At 72.0% G+C, this 17,500-nt stretch carries 13 protein-coding genes; 3 read left to right on the top strand and 10 right to left on the bottom strand.

All coding sequences use genetic code 11. The annotated features are described in order from the left end of the window. Positions 1–4: 4 nt before the first annotated feature. The 10 genes from FB563_RS26050 to FB563_RS26005 form a co-directional block, all read right to left on the bottom strand. Positions 5–1,012 carry an ADP-ribosylglycohydrolase family protein gene (locus FB563_RS26050; RefSeq protein WP_055707562.1) on the bottom strand — a complete coding sequence of 336 codons (1,008 nt, stop codon included), beginning with the start codon at positions 1,010–1,012 and terminating at the stop codon, positions 5–7. A 77-nt stretch (positions 1,013–1,089) separates the two neighbouring features. Next, positions 1,090–2,160, bottom strand: coding sequence for a pseudouridine synthase (locus FB563_RS26045; protein ID WP_055707563.1), 1,071 nt, complete (start codon positions 2,158–2,160; stop codon positions 1,090–1,092). 13 nt (positions 2,161–2,173) lie between these two features. Next, the gene (gene scpB / locus FB563_RS26040) at positions 2,174–2,821 is read right to left on the bottom strand and encodes an SMC-Scp complex subunit ScpB (protein WP_055707564.1); all 648 of its coding nucleotides are present in this window, start codon (positions 2,819–2,821) and stop codon (positions 2,174–2,176) included. Further along, on the bottom strand, positions 2,818–3,870 hold the full coding sequence (locus FB563_RS26035; protein ID WP_055707565.1) for a segregation and condensation protein A: 1,053 nt from the start codon (positions 3,868–3,870) through the stop codon (positions 2,818–2,820). The genes scpB and FB563_RS26035 overlap by 4 nt, the downstream gene beginning before the upstream one ends. A gap of 18 nt (positions 3,871–3,888) precedes the next feature. Further along, positions 3,889–4,443 carry a hypothetical protein gene (locus tag FB563_RS26030; protein ID WP_079048900.1) on the bottom strand — a complete coding sequence of 185 codons (555 nt, stop codon included), beginning with the start codon at positions 4,441–4,443 and terminating at the stop codon, positions 3,889–3,891. Next, positions 4,428–5,561, bottom strand: coding sequence for a ParA family protein (locus FB563_RS26025; RefSeq protein WP_079048901.1), 1,134 nt, complete (start codon positions 5,559–5,561; stop codon positions 4,428–4,430). Before FB563_RS26025 ends, FB563_RS26030 begins: the two co-directional genes overlap by 16 nt. 379 nt (positions 5,562–5,940) lie before the next feature. Next, positions 5,941–7,056, bottom strand: a complete 1,116-nt coding sequence (gene ald, locus FB563_RS26020) for an alanine dehydrogenase (protein ID WP_159045554.1) — start codon at positions 7,054–7,056, stop codon at positions 5,941–5,943. A 147-nt stretch (positions 7,057–7,203) separates the two neighbouring features. Beyond that, a complete protein-coding gene (locus FB563_RS26015; protein WP_055707568.1) occupies positions 7,204–9,270 on the bottom strand; it encodes a tetratricopeptide repeat protein in 2,067 nt (688 codons plus the stop codon). A gap of 320 nt (positions 9,271–9,590) precedes the next feature. Then, positions 9,591–10,217, bottom strand: coding sequence for an NUDIX domain-containing protein (locus tag FB563_RS26010; RefSeq protein ID WP_055707569.1), 627 nt, complete (start codon positions 10,215–10,217; stop codon positions 9,591–9,593). 83 nt (positions 10,218–10,300) lie between these two features. After that, positions 10,301–11,950: a CTP synthase gene (locus FB563_RS26005; protein ID WP_055707570.1), complete on the bottom strand. Its 1,650-nt coding sequence runs from the start codon at positions 11,948–11,950 to the stop codon at positions 10,301–10,303. 592 nt (positions 11,951–12,542) lie between these two features. On the opposite strand from FB563_RS26005, the gene FB563_RS26000 reads away from it, so the two are divergent. From FB563_RS26000 to FB563_RS25990, 3 genes are read left to right on the top strand one after another with little or no spacing between them, the layout of a single operon-like run. Continuing rightward, complete coding sequence (locus tag FB563_RS26000) at positions 12,543–14,345, top strand: glycoside hydrolase family 15 protein (RefSeq protein ID WP_055707571.1); 1,803 nt, start codon at positions 12,543–12,545, stop codon at positions 14,343–14,345. 50 nt (positions 14,346–14,395) lie between these two features. Next, the gene (locus tag FB563_RS25995; protein WP_055707572.1) at positions 14,396–15,754 is read left to right on the top strand and encodes an FAD-binding oxidoreductase; all 1,359 of its coding nucleotides are present in this window, start codon (positions 14,396–14,398) and stop codon (positions 15,752–15,754) included. Positions 15,755–15,799: 45 nt separating this feature from the next. Then, positions 15,800–17,446: a PucR family transcriptional regulator gene (locus tag FB563_RS25990; protein ID WP_055707573.1), complete on the top strand. Its 1,647-nt coding sequence runs from the start codon at positions 15,800–15,802 to the stop codon at positions 17,444–17,446. Positions 17,447–17,500: the final 54 nt, after the last annotated feature.

Below are 17,500 nucleotides of genomic sequence, written 5' to 3'. Positions count from 1 at the left end.
GGACCTAAGCGTCCCAGAGCGCGCCCAGGGCCAACAGGTCGCCCCGGTACTCGATCCGTTCCGCCCAGCCGGCGGGCCAGGCGTCCGCGCCCAGCCAGGCGCCCGCGAAGGCGCCGGTGAGGCAGGCGATGGAGTCGGAGTCGCCGGAGGAGCAGGCGGCCCGGCGCAGGGCGGTGACGGGCTCGTCGGGGAAGAGCAGGAAGCACAGCAGCCCGGTGGCGAGGGCCTCCTCGGCGATCCAGCCCGCGCCGGTGGCCAGGCACGGGTCGGTCTCCGGGGAGACGGTCCGTACGGCCTCCTGGAGCCGGTCGAGGATCGCCAGGCACTCGCCCCAGCCGCGGGCGACGAAGTGCTCGGGGGTGGGGTCCTGGGAGCGGGTCCACAGGTCGCCGAGCCAGGTGTGGTCGTAGTGCGTGCGGTGGTCGAGGGCGTAGGAGCGCAGCCGGCCGATGAGCCCCGTCGGGTCGGTGCCCTGCGCGAGCAGGTGGACGGCGTGGGCGGTGAGGTCGGAGGCGGCCAGCGCGGTGGGGTGGCCGTGGGTGAGCGCTGACTGCAACTGGGCTGCGCCGGAACGCTGTTCACCGCTCAGACCGGGGGCGAGCCCGATCGGGGCGACCCGCATGTTGGCACCGCAGCCCTTGGAGCCGGTCTGACTGGCGTCCTGCCACAGCCGGCGCTCGTCGTTGAGCAGATTGCACGCGGTCAGGCAGGTGTTGCCCGGGGCGCGGTTGTTGTCCGGGGAGTGGAACCAGTCCACGAACTCCTCGCGCAGCGGCCGCTCCAGCCGCTTCGGGGCGAGGTATCCGCGTTCCAAGGCCGTGCCGAGGGCGCGCCCGACGGCGAGGGTCATCTGCGTGTCGTCGGAGACGAGGGCGCGCCGCGGCAGCTCCATCTCCCGCCAGGGCCCGCACTTGGCGAGGATCTGCGGCACGTCGTCGAACTCGGTCGGGAAGCCGAGGGCGTCCCCGAGGGCGAGGCCCAGGAGTGCCCCGGTGGCGGCGCGCTTGGACATAGGATCACCATCCCCTTTATCGTCACCCTGACAATAAAGGGGGATGGTGATCACCGCAAGGCGTTTTGAAGCTCCGCTTAGAGGTCGACTTCCTTCATCAGCATCCCGACCTCCGTGTTGGACAGGCGGCGCAGCCAGCCCGACTTCTGGTCGCCGAGGGTGATCGGTCCGAAGGCGGTGCGGACCAGCTTCTCGACCGGGAAGCCGGCCTCCGCCAGCATGCGCCGCACGATGTGCTTGCGGCCCTCGTGCAGGGTCACCTCGACCAGGTAGTTCTTGCCGGTCTGCTCCACGACCCGGAAGTGGTCCGCGCGGGCGTAGCCGTCCTCCAGCTGGATGCCGTCCTTCAGGCGCTTGCCCAGGTCGCGCGGGATGGGGCCGACGATCGCCGCGAGGTAGGTCTTCTTCACGCCGTACTTGGGGTGGGTCAGGCGGTGCGCCAGCTCGCCGTGGTTGGTGAGCAGGATGACGCCCTCGGTCTCGGTGTCCAGCCGGCCGACGTGGAAGAGCCGCGTCTCACGGTTGGTGACGTAGTCACCGAGGCACTGCCGGCCCTCCGGGTCCTCCATGGTGGACACCACGCCCGCGGGCTTGTTCAGCGAGAAGAACTGGTACGACTGCGTGGCGACCGTCAGGCCGTCGACCTTGACCTCGTCCCGCTCCGGGTCGACCCGCTTGCCCTGCTCGGTGACGATCTCGCCGTTGACCTCGACGCGCGCCTGGTCGATCAGCTCCTCGCAGGCCCGCCGGGAGCCGTAGCCCGCGCGCGCGAGGACCTTCTGCAGCCGCTCGCCCTCCTCCTCGGCGCCCGGGAAGGTCTTGGGCAGCTTGATGTCCTTCTTGCCGGCGTAGCGCTCGCGGTTGCGCTCCTCGACGCGCGCCTCGTACTCACGCGAGCGCGCCGGTGCCGTACGGCCGCGCCCGCCGCCCTGCTGGGACGGCTTGGGGCCGCCCTTGGCACCGCCCCGCGCCGCGCCGCCGCGCCCGGACTTGGGGCCGTCCTTCGAGGCGGCCGGGCCCACGTCGTAGCGGCGCTCCTCGGGGCGGGGCTTGCGGGGACGGCCCTGCCCCTGCTTCTGGTCCCTGTTGTTGCCGGCACCGCGGTAGTTACCGCGCCCGCCGCTCTTGCCGCTGCCGCTGCTTCGCATCAAGGTTTCCGTCTTAGTCGTCTGCGTCCTGAGCACCGGGCGCGTCGGGCGCGTCCGGGTCGAACGACGGGACCCCTTCCTGGGTCTCGGCCTCGATCGCCTCCGCCTCCGGGAGGAAGGGCGCGAGCTCCGGAAGCTCGTCCAGGCCACGCAGGCCCATCCGCTCCAGGAAGTAGTTCGTCGTCCTGTACAGGATCGCACCTGTTTCGGGTTCCGTGCCCGCCTCCTCGACCAGACCCCGTTGCAGGAGGGTGCGCATCACACCGTCGCAGTTGACCCCGCGTACGGCGGAGACGCGGCTGCGGCTGACCGGCTGCCGGTAGGCGACGACCGCGAGGGTCTCCAGCGCGGCCTGGGTGAGGCGGGCCGTCTGGCCGTCCAGCACCAGCCGCTCGACGGCGGGGGCGTACTCGGCGCGGGTGTAGAAGCGCCAGCCGCCCGCGACGAACCGCAGCTCGAAGCCACGGCCCTGCACGGTGTACTCGTCGGCCAGCTCGCGCAGCGCGTCCGCGATCCGCCGTCTCGGCCGCTCCAGGATCCTGGCCAGGTGCTCCTCGGTCGCGGGCTCGTCCACGACCATGAGCATCGCCTCCAGGGCGGGCTTGAGGTCGAGGTCGGCGACGCCGTGCAGCCCCGGGGGGAGCTCTGTGATCTCACTCATGCCTTCTTCTCCTCCGCGGGCTGCTCGGGCGGCCGGTCGAACTCGTCGGTGACCATCGGTGCCATGTCGGTGTCCCCGCCGGTCCAGCGCACGAGCAGCTCACCGAGCGCGGCCTCCTGCTCCAGGGCGACGGCCTTCTCGCGGTACAGCTCCAGCAGGGCGAGGAACCGGGCCACGACCGTGAGGGTGTCGTCGGTGTCCTCGACCAGCGCCCGGAAGCTGGCCTCGCCCAGCTCCTTCAGCCGGGCCACCACGATCCCGGCCTGCTCCTGCACGCTGACCAGCGGGGCGTGGATGTGGTCGACGTAGACCTGCGGCTTGGGCTTGGGCTGCATCGCCTTGACCGCGAGCCTGGCGAACCCCTCGGGGCCGATGCTGATGACGACCTCGGGCAGCAGCTCGGCGTGGTGCGGTTCCAGGCCGACGGTACGGGGCCGGCGACGGGCCTCGTCATCGAGCCGCCGGTTGAAGATGTCCGCGATCTGTTTGTACGCCCGGTACTGCAGCAGCCGCGCGAACAGCAGGTCCCGCGCCTCCAGCAGCGCCAGGTCGGCCTCGTCCTCGACCTCGGCGGCGGGCAGCAGCCGAGCCGCCTTCAGATCGAGCAGCGTGGCGGCCACGACCAGGAACTCCGTCGTCTGATCCAGGTCCCAGTCGGGGCCCATGGCACGGATGTGCGCCATGAACTCGTCGGTGACCTTGGAGAGGGCGACCTCGGTGACGTCCAGCTTGTGCTTGGAGATCAGCTGGAGAAGCAGGTCGAAGGGGCCCTCGAAGTTGGCGAGGCGGACCTTGAAGACGCCGTCGGGGACCGCGGGCTCCTCAACGGCCGGCGGCACCGGGTCCGGCTCGGGAGGCTGTGCGTCCGGCTCGGGAACCTGTACGTCCGGCTCGGGAACCTGCGCCGCGGGCTCCGGAACCTGTACGTCCGGCTCGGGAAGCGGTGCGGGAACGGCGACAGGTTCCTCCTGCGGCACCCCCGGACCCCGCCCCAGCGCACGCCGACGGCCGGCACCGGCGCCGGGGAGGGGAACGTCAGACGAGGTCATAGCCCCCGCAGGCTACCCCTACCGTCCGCGCAGCCGCCGTACCAGGATGCTCGCGTCCCCGCGGGACTCCAGGTCGGCCAGCACCACGGCCACCGCCTCGCGGACGATCCGTCCGCGGTCGACCGCGAGCCCGTGCTCGCCGCGGAGCACCAGGCGGGCGTGCTCGAGGTCCATCAGCTCCTCGGCCGACACGTACACCGTGATCTTCTCGTCGTGCCGCTCGCGCCCGCTGGGCCGCCGCGCCGCCGCCCGCCCCCGCTTGCGCGGCGGTGCGGCGGGTGCGCCAGAACCTTCCTGCGCCGCCTGCCTGCGCGCCGGGCGGGTGCGGGACTCGCCGGCCCCGTCCTGCTCGGCCTCGGCCGCGACGTGCTCGGCGCCCTCGCCGTCGCCGCCCTGGACCGGCACCGACTGCGGTGCGTCCTCGGCGGCGGCCACGTCGTCGCTCTCCCCTGCGGGAGCCGGCACCCGGGCCTCACCGTTGGCCGTGCGCCGGGGAGTCGACGGCTGAAGTGCCATCCCCCCTGTCGTACGGAAGAGTTCGTCGGCCCCGGGCAGACTCACTCGGCGTGACACCGGGCGAGCACCTCCCTGGCGAGCTGGCGGTAGGCGGCGGCACCGACGGAGTTGGAGGCGTAGGTGGTGATCGGCTCACCGGCGACCGTGGTCTCCGGGAAGCGGACCGTGCGGCCGATGACCGTGTGGTAGACGTGGTCGTCGAACGCCTCGACCACACGGGCCAGGACCTCACGGCTGTGGACCGTGCGCGAGTCGTACATCGTGGCGAGGATGCCGTCGAGTTCCAGCTCGGGGTTGAGCCGCTCCTGGACCTTCTCGATGGTCTCGGTCAGCAGGGCCACACCGCGCAGGGCGAAGAACTCGCACTCCAGCGGCACGATCACCTTGTGAGCGGCCGTCAGGGCGTTGACGGTGAGCAGGCCGAGCGAGGGCTGGCAGTCGATCACGATGTAGTCGTAGTCGGGCAGCAGCGGCTTCAGGGCGCGCTGCAGCGTCGACTCGCGGGCGACCTCGGAGACCAGCTGGACCTCGGCGGCCGACAGGTCGATGTTGGAGGGCAGCAGGTCCATGTTGGGGACCGCTGTCTTCAGCAGGACCTCGTCCGCGGACATGCCCCGCTCCATGAGCAGGTTGTAGACCGTCAGGTCGAGTTCCATCGGGTTGACGCCGAGACCGACCGACAGCGCGCCCTGCGGGTCGAAGTCCACGAGCAGCACGCGCCGGCCGTACTCCGCGAGCGCGGCACCCAGGTTGATGGTCGACGTCGTCTTGCCGACGCCGCCCTTCTGGTTGCACATCGCGATGATCTTCGCGGGGCCGTGGTCGGTCAGCGGGCCCGGGATCGGGAAGTACGGCAGCGGGCGCCCGGTCGGGCCGATGCGCTCGCGGCGCTGGCGGGCCGCGTCGGGCGCGAGCGTGGCCGCGTACTCCGGATCGGGCTCGTACTCGGCGTCGGGGTCGTAGAAGTGCCCCTCGGGCAGTTCGTCGTAGTCGGCGAAGTGGTTGTGGGGCGCGCCACTTCCGTCGCCGGCCATGGCGTTCACGTGATGGCCATCCATGCTCTGGTGTGCTGTCCCGGCCGCCTGCGGACCGGAACTCTGGTGGGCTGCGAAGGTGCGCACAGCTACGGAGCCGACAGCCTCGAATCCCGCGGGCCCCTGGCCCCGTGCAGGCATTCCTGGTTGACCACCCCCGGGAGAAAATGTCGACTCATTCACAAGTCGTCTTACCTCCTTGGTGACCAGGAAACTTCTAGACAAGGTCAGCGTGGCACCATGCCGACGGTTGGCGACTCTATGGCGTGTCGGCGGTCCGCAGCAACACAATCCGCCGGACCCGGCAGGATGTGTCGGCAATGAAACATCTCGCTGTCAAGGGCGTACGGCCGTCGCACAGCAGGTTTCACCGGTGTACGAATCGGTCGAAGGGTTGCGTTCGAGGCGAGTTGACCAAGAGTCGCCAAGTGACCATACACACATCCGGCCGGACCTTGTCGGGCAAGGTCCGGCCGGGTACGCGCTGTTGACGAGTCGTGTTGACGAATCGCCTTTCGGGTCAGCCGAGGAGCGTCTCGAGCTCCACGTGCTCCAGGCCGTGGGCCTCGGCGACCTCCTTGTAAACGACCTTGCCGTCATGGGTGTTGAGACCCTTGGCGAGCGCGGCGTCGCGGCGCAGCGCCTCGACCCAGCCGTTGTTGGCGAGGGAGACGATGTAGGGCAGCGTCGCGTTGGTGAGGGCGTTGGTGGAGGTGTTGGGCACCGCGCCGGGCATGTTGGCGACGCAGTAGAAGACCGAGTTGTGCACCTGGAAGGTCGGCTCGGCGTGCGTGGTCGGGTGCGAGTCCTCGAAGCAGCCGCCCTGGTCGATCGCGATGTCGACAAGGACACTTCCGGGCTTCATCCGGGCCACCAGCTCGTTGGTGACCAGCTTCGGGGCCTTGGCGCCCGGGATGAGGACCGCGCCGATGACGAGGTCGGCGTCGAGGACGGCCTTCTCCAGCTCGAAGGAGTTGGACATGATCGCCTTGACCTTCGTGCCGAAGATCTTGTCGGCCTCGCGCAGCTTGTTGATGTCGCGGTCGAGCAGGGTCACGTCGAAGCCCATGCCGACGGCGACCTGGGTGGCGTTCCAGCCGGAGACACCGCCGCCGATGACGACGGCCTTGGCCGGGGTCACGCCGGGCACGCCGCCGGGCAGCACGCCACGGCCGCCGGCCGCGCGCATCAGGTGGTAGGCGCCGACCTGCGGGGCGAGCCGGCCGGCGACCTCGGACATCGGGGCCAGCAGCGGCAGGGCGCGGTTGGGCAGCTCGACGGTCTCGTAGGCGATGGCCGTGGTGCCGGACTCGATGAGCGCGTCCGTGCACTCCTTGGAGGCGGCCAGGTGCAGGTAGGTGAAGAGGATCTGGTCCTTGCGCAGGCGGTGGTACTCCTCCGCGATGGGCTCCTTGACCTTCAGCAGCAGGTCGGCGGTGGCCCACACCTCGTCGGCGGTGTCGAGGATCGCGGCACCGGCGGAGACGTACTCCTCGTCCGTGATCGAGGAGCCGAGGCCGGCGCCCCGCTCGATGACGACCTGGTGGCCGTTGCGCACCAGCTCGTGCACGCCGGCGGGGGTGATGGCCACCCGGAACTCGTTGTTCTTGACCTCGCGGGGGATGCCGACCTTCACGTCGATCACGGTCCTTGGCTCAGAGGGTATGGGGGGTGCATTACATGACATACCCAGGCATGCGGAGCACACCGGGAGACACCGCAGGAGAACGTGCGGCAGAGCCAGTCTAATGAAGGCGTTCCGCGTGTCTAGCCTTTCATTGCATCAATCTTCGCTGGATGCACTACGGATTTCGCAGGCTTCGGCGTCCTGTTTGGGGCTTGTCTCTTGCTCCGGGGCCTCCTCGTCCAGCATGCGTCCGGCCGCCGCCCGGTGCAGATGGGCGGCGGCGGAGTCGCCCAGGCGCTCCAGCGTGTCGGCGAGCCGGAGCTGCAGCGCGGCCTGCAACCGGACGTCGTCGGCGCGCCGCGCCCACTCCATCGCCTCGTGGCAGGTGCGCAGGGATTCCTCGAACCGTCCCGCGTACTCCTGCACCCGGGCCACCTCGCTCAACGCCCGCGCGTGGGCGGCGACATCGCCGCTCCGGCGGTGGCCGGCGACGGCGGCCCGCCAGTTCCGCAGGGCCTCGCCGTAGCGGCCCGCGTAGGTGTGGGCGGTGGCGATCCGGCCGTACAGCCGGGCGGCCTGCTCGCGCTCGCCACGGGCCAGCCGCTCGGCGAGGGCCCGGCCGAACCAGTCCGCCGCCCGGTCGTGATCCCCGAGCTCCTGGTAGGCGCCACCTACGGATTCCATTGCGCGACCCGTGGCGTACGGGTCATTTGCTCTGCGTCCGGCGTCCAAAGCCGACCGATATCGTGCCAGCGCCTCCCGGGTACGGCCCGACTGCGCGTCCACGTCGCCCAGGTTCAGCAGGGCCGCGGCCTGCTCCCGGTCCAGCCCGCGCCGCTGGGCCACATCGAGGACCAGGCTGTGCATCTCGTACAGGTCGGCCGCGGCGGCCTGCGTGCCGACGTGCGCCACCATGGCCCTGACCAGCTGGGACATCAACCTCCGGGCGAGGGTGTCCAGCTCGCCGTCGGCCACCGCCAGACGTGCGCACGCCAGCAGCGCGGGGCGCCGGATGCGCAGCCAGTCGGCGGCCGCCCTGGGGCTGGGGAAGCGCACCTCGCGGGGCATCGCGTTCAGCTTCTCCCGGGCCTGCGGACTGTCCGTCTCGGTGATCGCCCGGCACGACTGCAGCAGCCGCACGGTCCGCTCCAGCATCCGGGCCCGGGCCAGCTGCAGCTCCGCGGGCCGCTCCTGGCTCTCGGCCAGGGCGCTCAGCAGCGGGTGCAGGCAGCCGGGGACCTCGTACTGGGGCAGCGGGGAGTCCACCGGGCGCAGCAGGCCGAGGGCGACGAGGTCGTCCAGGGCGGCGCGGGCGGCGCTCACCGAGCAGCCGGCGAGCGCCGAGGCGGTGTGCGGGTCGATCAGGCCGGTCGGGGCGAGGGAGAGCAGGGGCAGCATCCGGGCGGCCGGGCCGGACAGGTCGCCCAGGACGTGCCGGAAGACCCGGGTCAGCGGGGTGCCGTCCGGGCCGTCCTCGGCGGCGGTGTGCAGCCGTTTGGCGAGGTCGGAGACGGCGGCCTTGGGCCGGGTGGCGAGCCAGCCGCCGGCCAGCACGAGCGCGGCGGGATGGCCCTGGCAGGCCTCGACCAGGCTCTCGGCGGAGCGCGGATCGACCGTGATGCGGACGGCGCCGGTGTAGCGGGTGAGGAGTTCCACCGCCGACTTGGTGTCCAGGCCGCCCAGGGTGCAGGGACGGACGTCCGCGATGCCGGTGAGCGGGCCCGCGGAAACGGCCACCACCAGGCAGTCCGGCGCTTCCGGGAGCAGCGCGTCGACCTGCTCGGCGCCGGCCGCGTCGTCCAGGAGCAGCAGGGCACGCCGGCCGGCCAGAGCGGTGCGCAGTGCCTCGGTCAGGTCGTCCTCGGCGGCGCCGGCCGGGGCCGGCAGCTCCAGCGCGGCGAGCAGCTCGCGGGCGGCGCGGCCGACCGGGACGGGGGTGCCGTCGGGATCGCTGAGGCGGGCCCGCAGCACCCCGTCGGGGTAACGGCCGGCCACCTGGCGTACGAGTTCCTCGGCGAGGGCGGTGCGGCCGGAGCCGGGGCGGCCCGCGATCAGCAGCACGCGCGCGCGTGGCGCCTTGCGGCCGGAGAGCGTGTCCAGTCCCGCGCGCTCGATGTCGGCGCGCAGCTCCTTCAACTCCCTTGTGCGACCCAGGAAATGGCCTTCCGCGCCCTGGTGCCCCGAGAACCGCACCCCGCCTGCGTCCACCGCCTGATCCGTCACGGGCCACGCTCCCGTCCCACCGCACACGCAAGCCCGCCGGATCTTCCGCTACGGGCGTGCACGAGCCTAGTTCACGCTCTGCGACGTGCCGTGACGAGCGCTGCGGACAGATCCCCCGATCGGATCAGGCGATCGTCACACCAGTACGCCGATCGGGTGCGGTTCCGCGCGACCGGCGCGGCTCAAGAGTCGAGGCGGGCGCGGCGCACAAGCCCGACCGGATGCGGCCCAGCAGCCGAGACAGGCACGGCGCACAAGCCCGACCGGATGCGGCCCAGCAGCCGAGACCGGCGCGGCGCACAAGCCCGACCGGGCGCGGCTCAGGTGTGGAAGGGCCGGGCCGGCCACGGTGCGTCGGCCGGGCGGAGTGCGTCGAGGCCGTCGCCGCCGCGCGCGGCCACCAGCGAGAGGACTCCGACGACCAGACAGTTGTTGTGCACATCGCCGGCCAGGACGCGGCGCACCAGCTCCTCGACCGGCACGCGCGCGTGCTCCATGTCGGTCTCCTCGTGCTCCGCCGCGAACCGCTCGCCCTCGGCCTCGGACAGATCCCGGGCGAGGAAGATCCGCACGGCCTCGTCGCAGCCGCCGGGCGTGGTGTACACGTCGGTCAGCACCCGCCAGTCCTCGGCCTTGACGTGCGCCTCCTCGTACAGCTCGCGCTGGGCGGCGTGCAGCGGGTTCTCGCCGGGCACGTCGAGCAGGCCGGCCGGGATCTCCCACAGCTTGTGCCGCACCGGGTGGCGGTACTGGTTGATCAGCAGCACCCGGTCCTGCTCGTCCAGGGCGAGGACGGCGACCGAGCCTGGGTGGACCTGGTAGTCGCGGCGGACCACCGAGCCGTCGGGCATGACCACGTCGTCCGTGCGGACGGAGGTCTTGTTGCCCGTGAAGGGGGTCTCGGTCGCCCGGATCTCCCACTCCTCGGCGGTGTCCTTGATCGTCATGCCCTGTCCTTCCCCAAAGCGCCAAGCGGCCGGGACGCGATCGTTTTGAATGCGCGCGCCCCGGCCACCGTACAACCCTTGTGTTACTTCGAGATCTTCCGCTCGACGGCGGCCTTCACCAGGCCGGCGAACAGCGGGTGCGGACGCGTCGGCCGCGAGCGCAGCTCCGGGTGCGCCTGCGTGGCGACCAGGTAGGGGTGGACGTCACGCGGGTACTCCACGTACTCCACGAGCTTGCCGTCCGGCGAGGTGCCCGAGAAGAGGATGCCTGCCTTCTTCTCCAGCTCCGCGCGGTAGGCGTTGTTGACCTCGTAGCGGTGACGGTGCCGCTCCTCGATGTACTCCTTGCCGTCGTACACCTCGCGCACGATGGAGCCCTCGGCGAGCTTCGCCGGGTACATGCCGAGGCGCATGGTGCCGCCCATGTCGCCCTCACCGGCGACGATGTCCAGCTGCTCGGCCATGGTGGAGATGACCGGGTGGGCGGTGGCCGGGTCGAACTCGGTGGAGTTGGCGTCCGGGATGTCGGCCAGGTTGCGCGCGGCCTCGATCACGATGCACTGCAGGCCCAGGCACAGGCCGAGCAGCGGGATCCTGTTCTCGCGGGCGTAGCGGATCGCGCCGACCTTGCCCTGCACACCGCGGTCGCCGAAGCCGCCGGGGATGCAGATGCCGTCGACGTCGGACAGCTGGGCCTTGGCGCCGGCCGGGGTCTTGCAGTCGTCGGAGGTGACCCACTTGATCTTCACCCGGGCGCGGTTGGCGAAGCCGCCGGCGCGCAGCGCCTCGGTGACCGAGAGGTAGGCGTCGGGCAGATCGATGTACTTGCCGACCAGCGCGAGGGTGATCTCGTGGTCGGGGTTGTGGACGCGGTCCAGCAGGTCGTCCCAGGTCGTCCAGTCGACGTCCCGGAACGGCAGGTCCAGCTTGCGCACGACGTAGGCGTCCAGGCCCTCGGAGTGCACGACCTTGGGGATGTCGTAGATCGAGCGGGCGTCGGGGCAGGCGACCACGGCGGCCTCGTCGACGTCGCACATCAGCGAGATCTTGCGCTTGATCGCGGTGGGCACCTCACGGTCGCACCGCAGGACAATGGCATCGGGCTGGATACCGATGTTCCGGAGGGCCGCGACCGAGTGCTGGGTCGGCTTGGTCTTCAGCTCACCGGAGGGACCGATGTAGGGGAGCAGCGAGATGTGTACGACGAAGACGTTGTCCCGGCCGACCTCGTGCCGGACCTGACGGACGGTCTCCAGGAACGGCAGCGACTCGATGTCACCGACGGTGCCGCCGACCTCGGTGATGACGACGTCCACCTCGTCGGTCGCCATGCGCCGGATGCGGTGCTTGATCTCGTTGGTGATGTGCGGGATGACCTGCACCGTGTCGCCGAGGTACTCGCCGCGCCGCTCCTTGGCGATCACCGTCGAGTAGACCTGGCCTGTAGTGACATTGGCGGTGCCGTCCAGGTCACGGTCGAGGAAGCGCTCGTAGTGTCCGATGTCCAGGTCGGTCTCGGCGCCGTCGTTGGTGACGAACACCTCACCGTGCTGGAAGGGGTTCATCGTGCCCGGGTCGACGTTCAGGTACGGGTCGAGCTTCTGCATCACGACGCGCAGGCCGCGGGCCTTGAGCAACATGCCCAGGCTGGAGGCGGTGAGGCCCTTGCCGAGCGAGGAGGCGACACCCCCGGTGACGAAGATGTGCTTGGTCGTCGTAGATTTCGGCGGCATGGCCAAGAGGGGGCTCCCGTGGTCGCGGTCTGTCGTGCGGTAAGGCGTCCGGCCCGGATGCTGCTGTGCTTCCTGGCGGAGGTGCCGTCGCTGCGGTTCGGGGGTTTCGGGCCCACCGGTCCACGGGCTACCAGGGTATCAGCGCCTGGGGCCGATGGCTTCCGGCCACGCTCCGCGCTCACCCGGCCACGGGGCGGCTCCGTCACGCCGCCGCGGGGCGGCTCACCTGGGCGGGAACGGGGCAGGTCGCCCCACCTGTCACCACAGGCACACGCAGGTCACACGACCGTCACCCGCTGCTCACCCGTTCGGCCCACAGGGGTTGCCCGGAGCGGCACGCAGATCATCTACGTGCGTCGTATCCTGCTCGGACACTCGCTGCCGAGCCCGGCCGGAACGACGGCACACCCCCGCCACCATCACCCGGAACAACGTGAGCGCGGCAGTTCATTGAGCAAGGATTGTCGTGTTGCCTCAGGGCTCGGCGGCTGCTTTGCTTCACCGCTCAACGACGCACAACAACGACCCTTGACCGCACACTAGCGACAGCCCCCTGCGCGGGGGTGACGTGGCCGTTCGACTGGAGTTGCACGTGGCCGGGCGCATCGAAGACTACGCACTCATCGGAGACATGCAGACCGCAGCCCTGGTCTGCCGGGATGGCACGGTGGACTGGCTGTGCCTGCCCCGCTTCGACTCGCATGCCATCTTCGCCGGCCTACTGGGCACCGAGGAGCACGGTTTCTGGCGGCTCGGCCCGGCGCACGCGGCCGACGCCCAGCCGCCCACGGCCGCCCGGCGCAACTACCGGGGCGACTCGCTGATCCTGGAGTCGGAGTGGGACACCCCGCGCGGCACGGTCCGGGTGACCGATTTCATGCCCCCGCGTGAGGGCGCGCCCCAGCTGATCCGGATCGTGGAGGGCGTCACCGGCCGGGTGCCGATGCGCTCGGCGCTCAGGATGCGGTTCTCCTACGGCCGGGTCGTCCCCTGGGTGCACAAGCACGAGGGCCGTACGGTGGCGGTCGCCGGGCCGGACTCGGTGTGGTTCGACACGGAGGCCGAGACCTACGGAAAGTCGCTGACGACGTACGCCGACTTCACGGTCGCCCCGGGTGACCGGATCGCGTTCACCATCTCGTGGCAGCCCTCGCACAAGGAGCCCCCGTCGCTGCCGGAGCCGGAGGCCTCGCTGGAGGCGACGGAGGAGTTCTGGCGCGAGTGGGTCGAGCACTGCACGTACCACGGGCCGTACCGCGAGGCGGTGGTCCGCTCCCTGATCACCCTGAAGGCGCTGACGTACGCCCCGACGGGCGGCATCGTCGCGGCCCCGACGACCTCGCTCCCGGAGGACATCGGCGGGGTCCGCAACTGGGACTACCGCTACACCTGGCTGCGCGACGCCGCGATCACCCTGTCCTCCCTGCTGCGCACCGGCTACCGCGAGGAGGCCCGCGCCTGGCGCGAGTGGCTGCTGCGCGCGGTCGCCGGCGACCCCGACAACCTGCAGATCATGTACGGCATCGCCGGCGAGCGCGAGCTGGGCGAGGCCGAGCTGGACTGGCTGCCGGGCTACGAGCACTCCGCGCCGGTCCGGGTGGGCAACGGCGCCGCGCACCAGCTCCAGCTGGACGTGTACGGCGAGGTCACCGAGGCCCTGCACCTGGCGCACATGACGGGCCTGGCCCGCAACGACTACGCCTCCCTGCTCCAGCTGAAGCTGATCCGCTACCTGGAGGACCACTGGCAGGAGCCGGACGAGGGCATCTGGGAGGTGCGCGGCCCGCGCCGGCACTTCGTGCACTCCAAGGTGATGGCCTGGGTCGCGGTGGACCGCACCATCAAGCTGATCGAGTCCGGGGACGCGGACGGCCCGCTGGAGCGCTGGAAGGAACTGCGCGACGACATCCACCGGGACGTCTGCGAGAAGGGCTACGACAAGGAGCGCAACACCTTCACGCAGTCCTACGGCTCCCAGGAACTGGACGCCTCCCTGCTGCTGATCCCGCAGATGGGCTTCCTGCCGCCGGACGACAAGCGGGTGATCGGCACGATCGAGGCGATCCAGCGGGAGCTGTCCACCCCGGACGGATTCATCCTGCGCTACCCGACGGAGGGCGCCCACACCGGCGTCGACGGCCTCCCCGGCGACGAGGGCGCCTTCCTGGCCTGCTCGTTCTGGATGGCGGACGACCTGGCGATGATCGGCCGGGTGGACGAGGCACGGAAGCTCTTCGAAAAGCTCCTCGCGCTGCGCAACGACCTCGGCCTGCTCGCCGAGGAGTGGGACCCGCGCCTGCAGCGCCAGGTCGGCAACTTTCCGCAGGCGTTCAGCCACGTGCCTCTGATCGACACGGCACTGCGGCTGACGGCGTCCGGGGCGTACGGCGGCTGAGCGGTCCGCCTAGGCTGGACAGCAGCACCCCGCCCTGAAGGGGGCCGGCCATGGCCACCCGTTCCACGGCGCACGCCGCTCTCGCCGCGCTCCGCGAGGATCTGTCCGGCGATGTGTACGCCCCGGGAGACCCGGGCTACGACGAGGCCCGGACCGTCTTCAACGCGGCGATCGACCGCCGCCCGGCCGTGATCGCGCAGTGCGCGAACGCGGCCGACGTCGTCCGGGCCGTGCGCTTCGCGCGCGAGCTGGACCTGCACATCGCGGTGCGCGGCGGCGGGCACGGGCTGACGGGGGCCGGGGTCGACGGCGCGCTCGTGGTGGATCTGCGCCGGATGCACGAGGTGACGGTCGACCCGGCGGGCGAGGCGGTCCGGGTCGAGGGCGGTGCCACGATGAGCGACCTGGACCGGGCGACCCAGCCCTACGGCCTCGCGACCACCGGCGCCCGCTCCCCGGCCACCGGTGTCGGCGGCTTCGTGCTCGGCGGCGGCACCGGCTGGCTGGACCGTGCCTTCGGCCTGGCCGTGGACAACCTCCTCGGTGTGGAGCTGGTGACCGCCGACGCCGAGCGGGTGCACGCCAACGCCGACGAGAACCCGGAGCTGTTCTGGGCGCTGCACGGCGGGGGCGGCAACTTCGGCCTCGCCACCGCGCTCACCCTGGAGCTGCACGAACTGCCCGAGTTCTCGGCCGTGCTGCTGCCCTGCCTGCCCGAGTTCGGCCCGGAGATGGTCCGCGCCTTCCGCGAGCTCGTCCGTACCGGTCCGGACGAGCTGGGCGGCACCGTGCTGTACCTGACCGGTCCGCCCGCGCAGTCCGGGGTGCTGTGCGGTGCTCTGCTGACGTACGCCGGCGGCGAGAGCGCTCTGCGGGAGCTCGCCGAGCCGCTGCTGGCGCTGCCGCACGAGGCGGAGGTGGTGGGCGCCCTGCCGTACGCGGATGTGCAGTGCCTGCTGGAACCCCCGTCCGGCCTGCGGAGCCACTGGTCCGCCGAGTGCCTGACGGACCTGCCCGACGAGCTGGTGGACCGCTTCTGCGCCCGCGCGGCCGGCGTGCCCGCGGCGCACTGCAGCCGGCATGCGGTCTTCCCGCTGGGCGGCGCGATCGCCGCCGGGCCGCGCGAGTACCCGGTGCCGTACCGGGACGCGTCCTGGATGGTGCACCCCTTCGCCGGCTGGTCGGACCCGGCCGACGACGAGGGGAACCGGGCCTGGGTGCGGGACGCGTGCGCCGACGTACGGCCCTGGAGCACGGGAGACGTCTGTCTCAACCTCATCGGCGACGAGGGCCCCGAGCGGGTGCGGGCGGGTCTGGGCGCGGGGAACCTGCTGCGGCTGGAGAAGGTCAAGCGGCGCTGGGACCCCGACAACGTCTTCCGGTTCGGCCACACCGTCAAGCCGGTGTAGCCCGGAGCTGTGCCGAGAGGCGTTCCCGCAGGTAGCGTCCGCTGCATGGACAGCCGTACGGACCACCGATTCGACACCCAGGGCGCCGGGATCACCGTTCAGCGGGCGCTGGAACTGCCGGGGCTGCGCAGCGGACTGCCGGAGATCCTGGCGGGTGCCGACCGGCTGGGTCGCACGGTGCGCTGGGTGCACGCGGGCGAGGTGCCCAACATCGCCTCGCTGCTCAAGGGCGGCGAACTGCTCCTCACCACCGGCTACGGCCTCGGCACCCGCCCGGCCGAGCAGCGGGCGTTCGTGCGCACCCTCGCCGAGCGCGGGATCGCCGCCCTGGTGGTGGAGCTGGGCCCGCGCTTCAGCAGGCTGCCCGCGGCCCTGGTGGACACCGCCCGGGCCGCCGGGCTGCCGCTGGTCCAGCTGCACCGCGAGGTGCCGTTCGTGACGGTGACCGAGGAGATCCACACCGAGATCGTCAACGGCCACTACGCCCTGCTGCAGCGGGCCGAGGAGGTGCACCGGCGCTGCACCGAGGCGCTGCTGGGCGGCGGCGGGGTACCGCAGGTGCTGGGCATCCTGGCGGACTTCAGCGGCAACCCGGTGTTCCTGGAGACGGCCGACGGCCGCCTGCTGTACGCCGCCGGGGAAGGACCCGAGGGCGCGGACCCGCTCCAGGTGTGGGAGGGGCTGCGCGGCCCGCACAAGGACGTGCCGCCGCCCGCCGGTTCGGTGCTGGTGGACGTGCCCGGCGGCGGTCCCGGCACGGCCGGTTCCGTGCGCGCCCGCCTGGCCCTGCTGCCGGTCCGCGCGGCCCTGGCCCCCGTGCACCGGATCGCCGCCGAGCGGGCGGCCGGCATCCTCGCGGTGGTGCTGATGCAGGCCCGGCAGGAGGAGGAGCTGGCGGCCCGCGGCCGCGGTGACTTCCTCACCGATCTCGCCGAGGGCCGGATCACCGCCGAGGACGCCCCGGCACAGGCCCGGGTCCTCGGCTTCAAGCCCGGCGACAGCCCGCTGCTGCCGGTGGTGATGCGGCTCGGGGACAGCCTCTCCCCGGGCGGGGGCTGGGCCGTGCTGGCGCGGGCGGTCTCCGAGGAGCTGGCCGCCGTGGGCGTGCCGGTGCTGCTGGGCGTGCGGCCGGTGGAGGGCCGGGTGCCGGTGCTGCTCGGGCTGCGCTCGGAGTCGGAGCGCTCGGCGGTCGCCGACCGGGTGGCGGCGGCGCTCAGGGCGGGCGCGGAGCGGGCCGGGATGCGCCGGCCGGGCTCGCCGCCGCCGGTCGTGGTGGTCGGCGTGGCGGGCGGCTGGGCGGCCGCGTCGGCCGGGCTGCGGCACGCGGCGGAGACGGCGACGGCCGCGCAGGGCCTGACCGACCGGCCCTGGTACGACGCCCGCCGCCTCGACATCGACCTGCTGCTGTGGCGGCTGCGGGACCACCCGGACCTCGCCGCGTTCGTGGACCGCGCGATCGGCCCGCTGCGCGACCACGACAACCGCTCCAAGCCGCCGCTGCTGCCGACCCTGCAGACCTACCTGGCGCACGCGGGCCGCAAGGCGGAGACGGCCCGCGAGCTCCACCTCAACCGGCAGACCCTGTACAACCGGCTCGCCCGCATCGGGGAGTTGCTGGGCACCGACCTGGACGACCCGCAGACGGTCCTGGCGTTGAGCCTTGCCCTACGGGCCCGCCGGCACGTGCCCTGAGCCCACGTTCCCTGGGCCCTGTCGTCGAACTCCCGCCGTCCGCCCGGAGGGCGG

Source organism: Streptomyces puniciscabiei, from assembly GCF_006715785.1.
GTDB lineage: Bacteria > Actinomycetota > Actinomycetes > Streptomycetales > Streptomycetaceae > Streptomyces > Streptomyces puniciscabiei.
This window is presented reverse-complemented; position numbering and strand designations above follow the sequence as displayed.

Coding starts and splice junctions, on each gene's coding strand:
- FB563_RS26050 (WP_055707562.1), bottom strand. CDS start 1,012: ATGTCCAAGCGCGCCGCCACCGGGGCACTCCTGGGCCTCGCCCTCGGG.
- FB563_RS26045 (WP_055707563.1), bottom strand. CDS start 2,160: ATGCGAAGCAGCGGCAGCGGCAAGAGCGGCGGGCGCGGTAACTACCGC.
- scpB (WP_055707564.1), bottom strand. CDS start 2,821: ATGAGTGAGATCACAGAGCTCCCCCCGGGGCTGCACGGCGTCGCCGAC.
- FB563_RS26035 (WP_055707565.1), bottom strand. CDS start 3,870: ATGACCTCGTCTGACGTTCCCCTCCCCGGCGCCGGTGCCGGCCGTCGG.
- FB563_RS26025 (WP_079048901.1), bottom strand. CDS start 5,561: ATGCCTGCACGGGGCCAGGGGCCCGCGGGATTCGAGGCTGTCGGCTCC.
- FB563_RS26010 (WP_055707569.1), bottom strand. CDS start 10,217: ATGACGATCAAGGACACCGCCGAGGAGTGGGAGATCCGGGCGACCGAG.
- FB563_RS26005 (WP_055707570.1), bottom strand. CDS start 11,950: ATGCCGCCGAAATCTACGACGACCAAGCACATCTTCGTCACCGGGGGT.
- FB563_RS25995 (WP_055707572.1), top strand. CDS start 14,396: ATGGCCACCCGTTCCACGGCGCACGCCGCTCTCGCCGCGCTCCGCGAG.
- FB563_RS25990 (WP_055707573.1), top strand. CDS start 15,800: ATGGACAGCCGTACGGACCACCGATTCGACACCCAGGGCGCCGGGATC.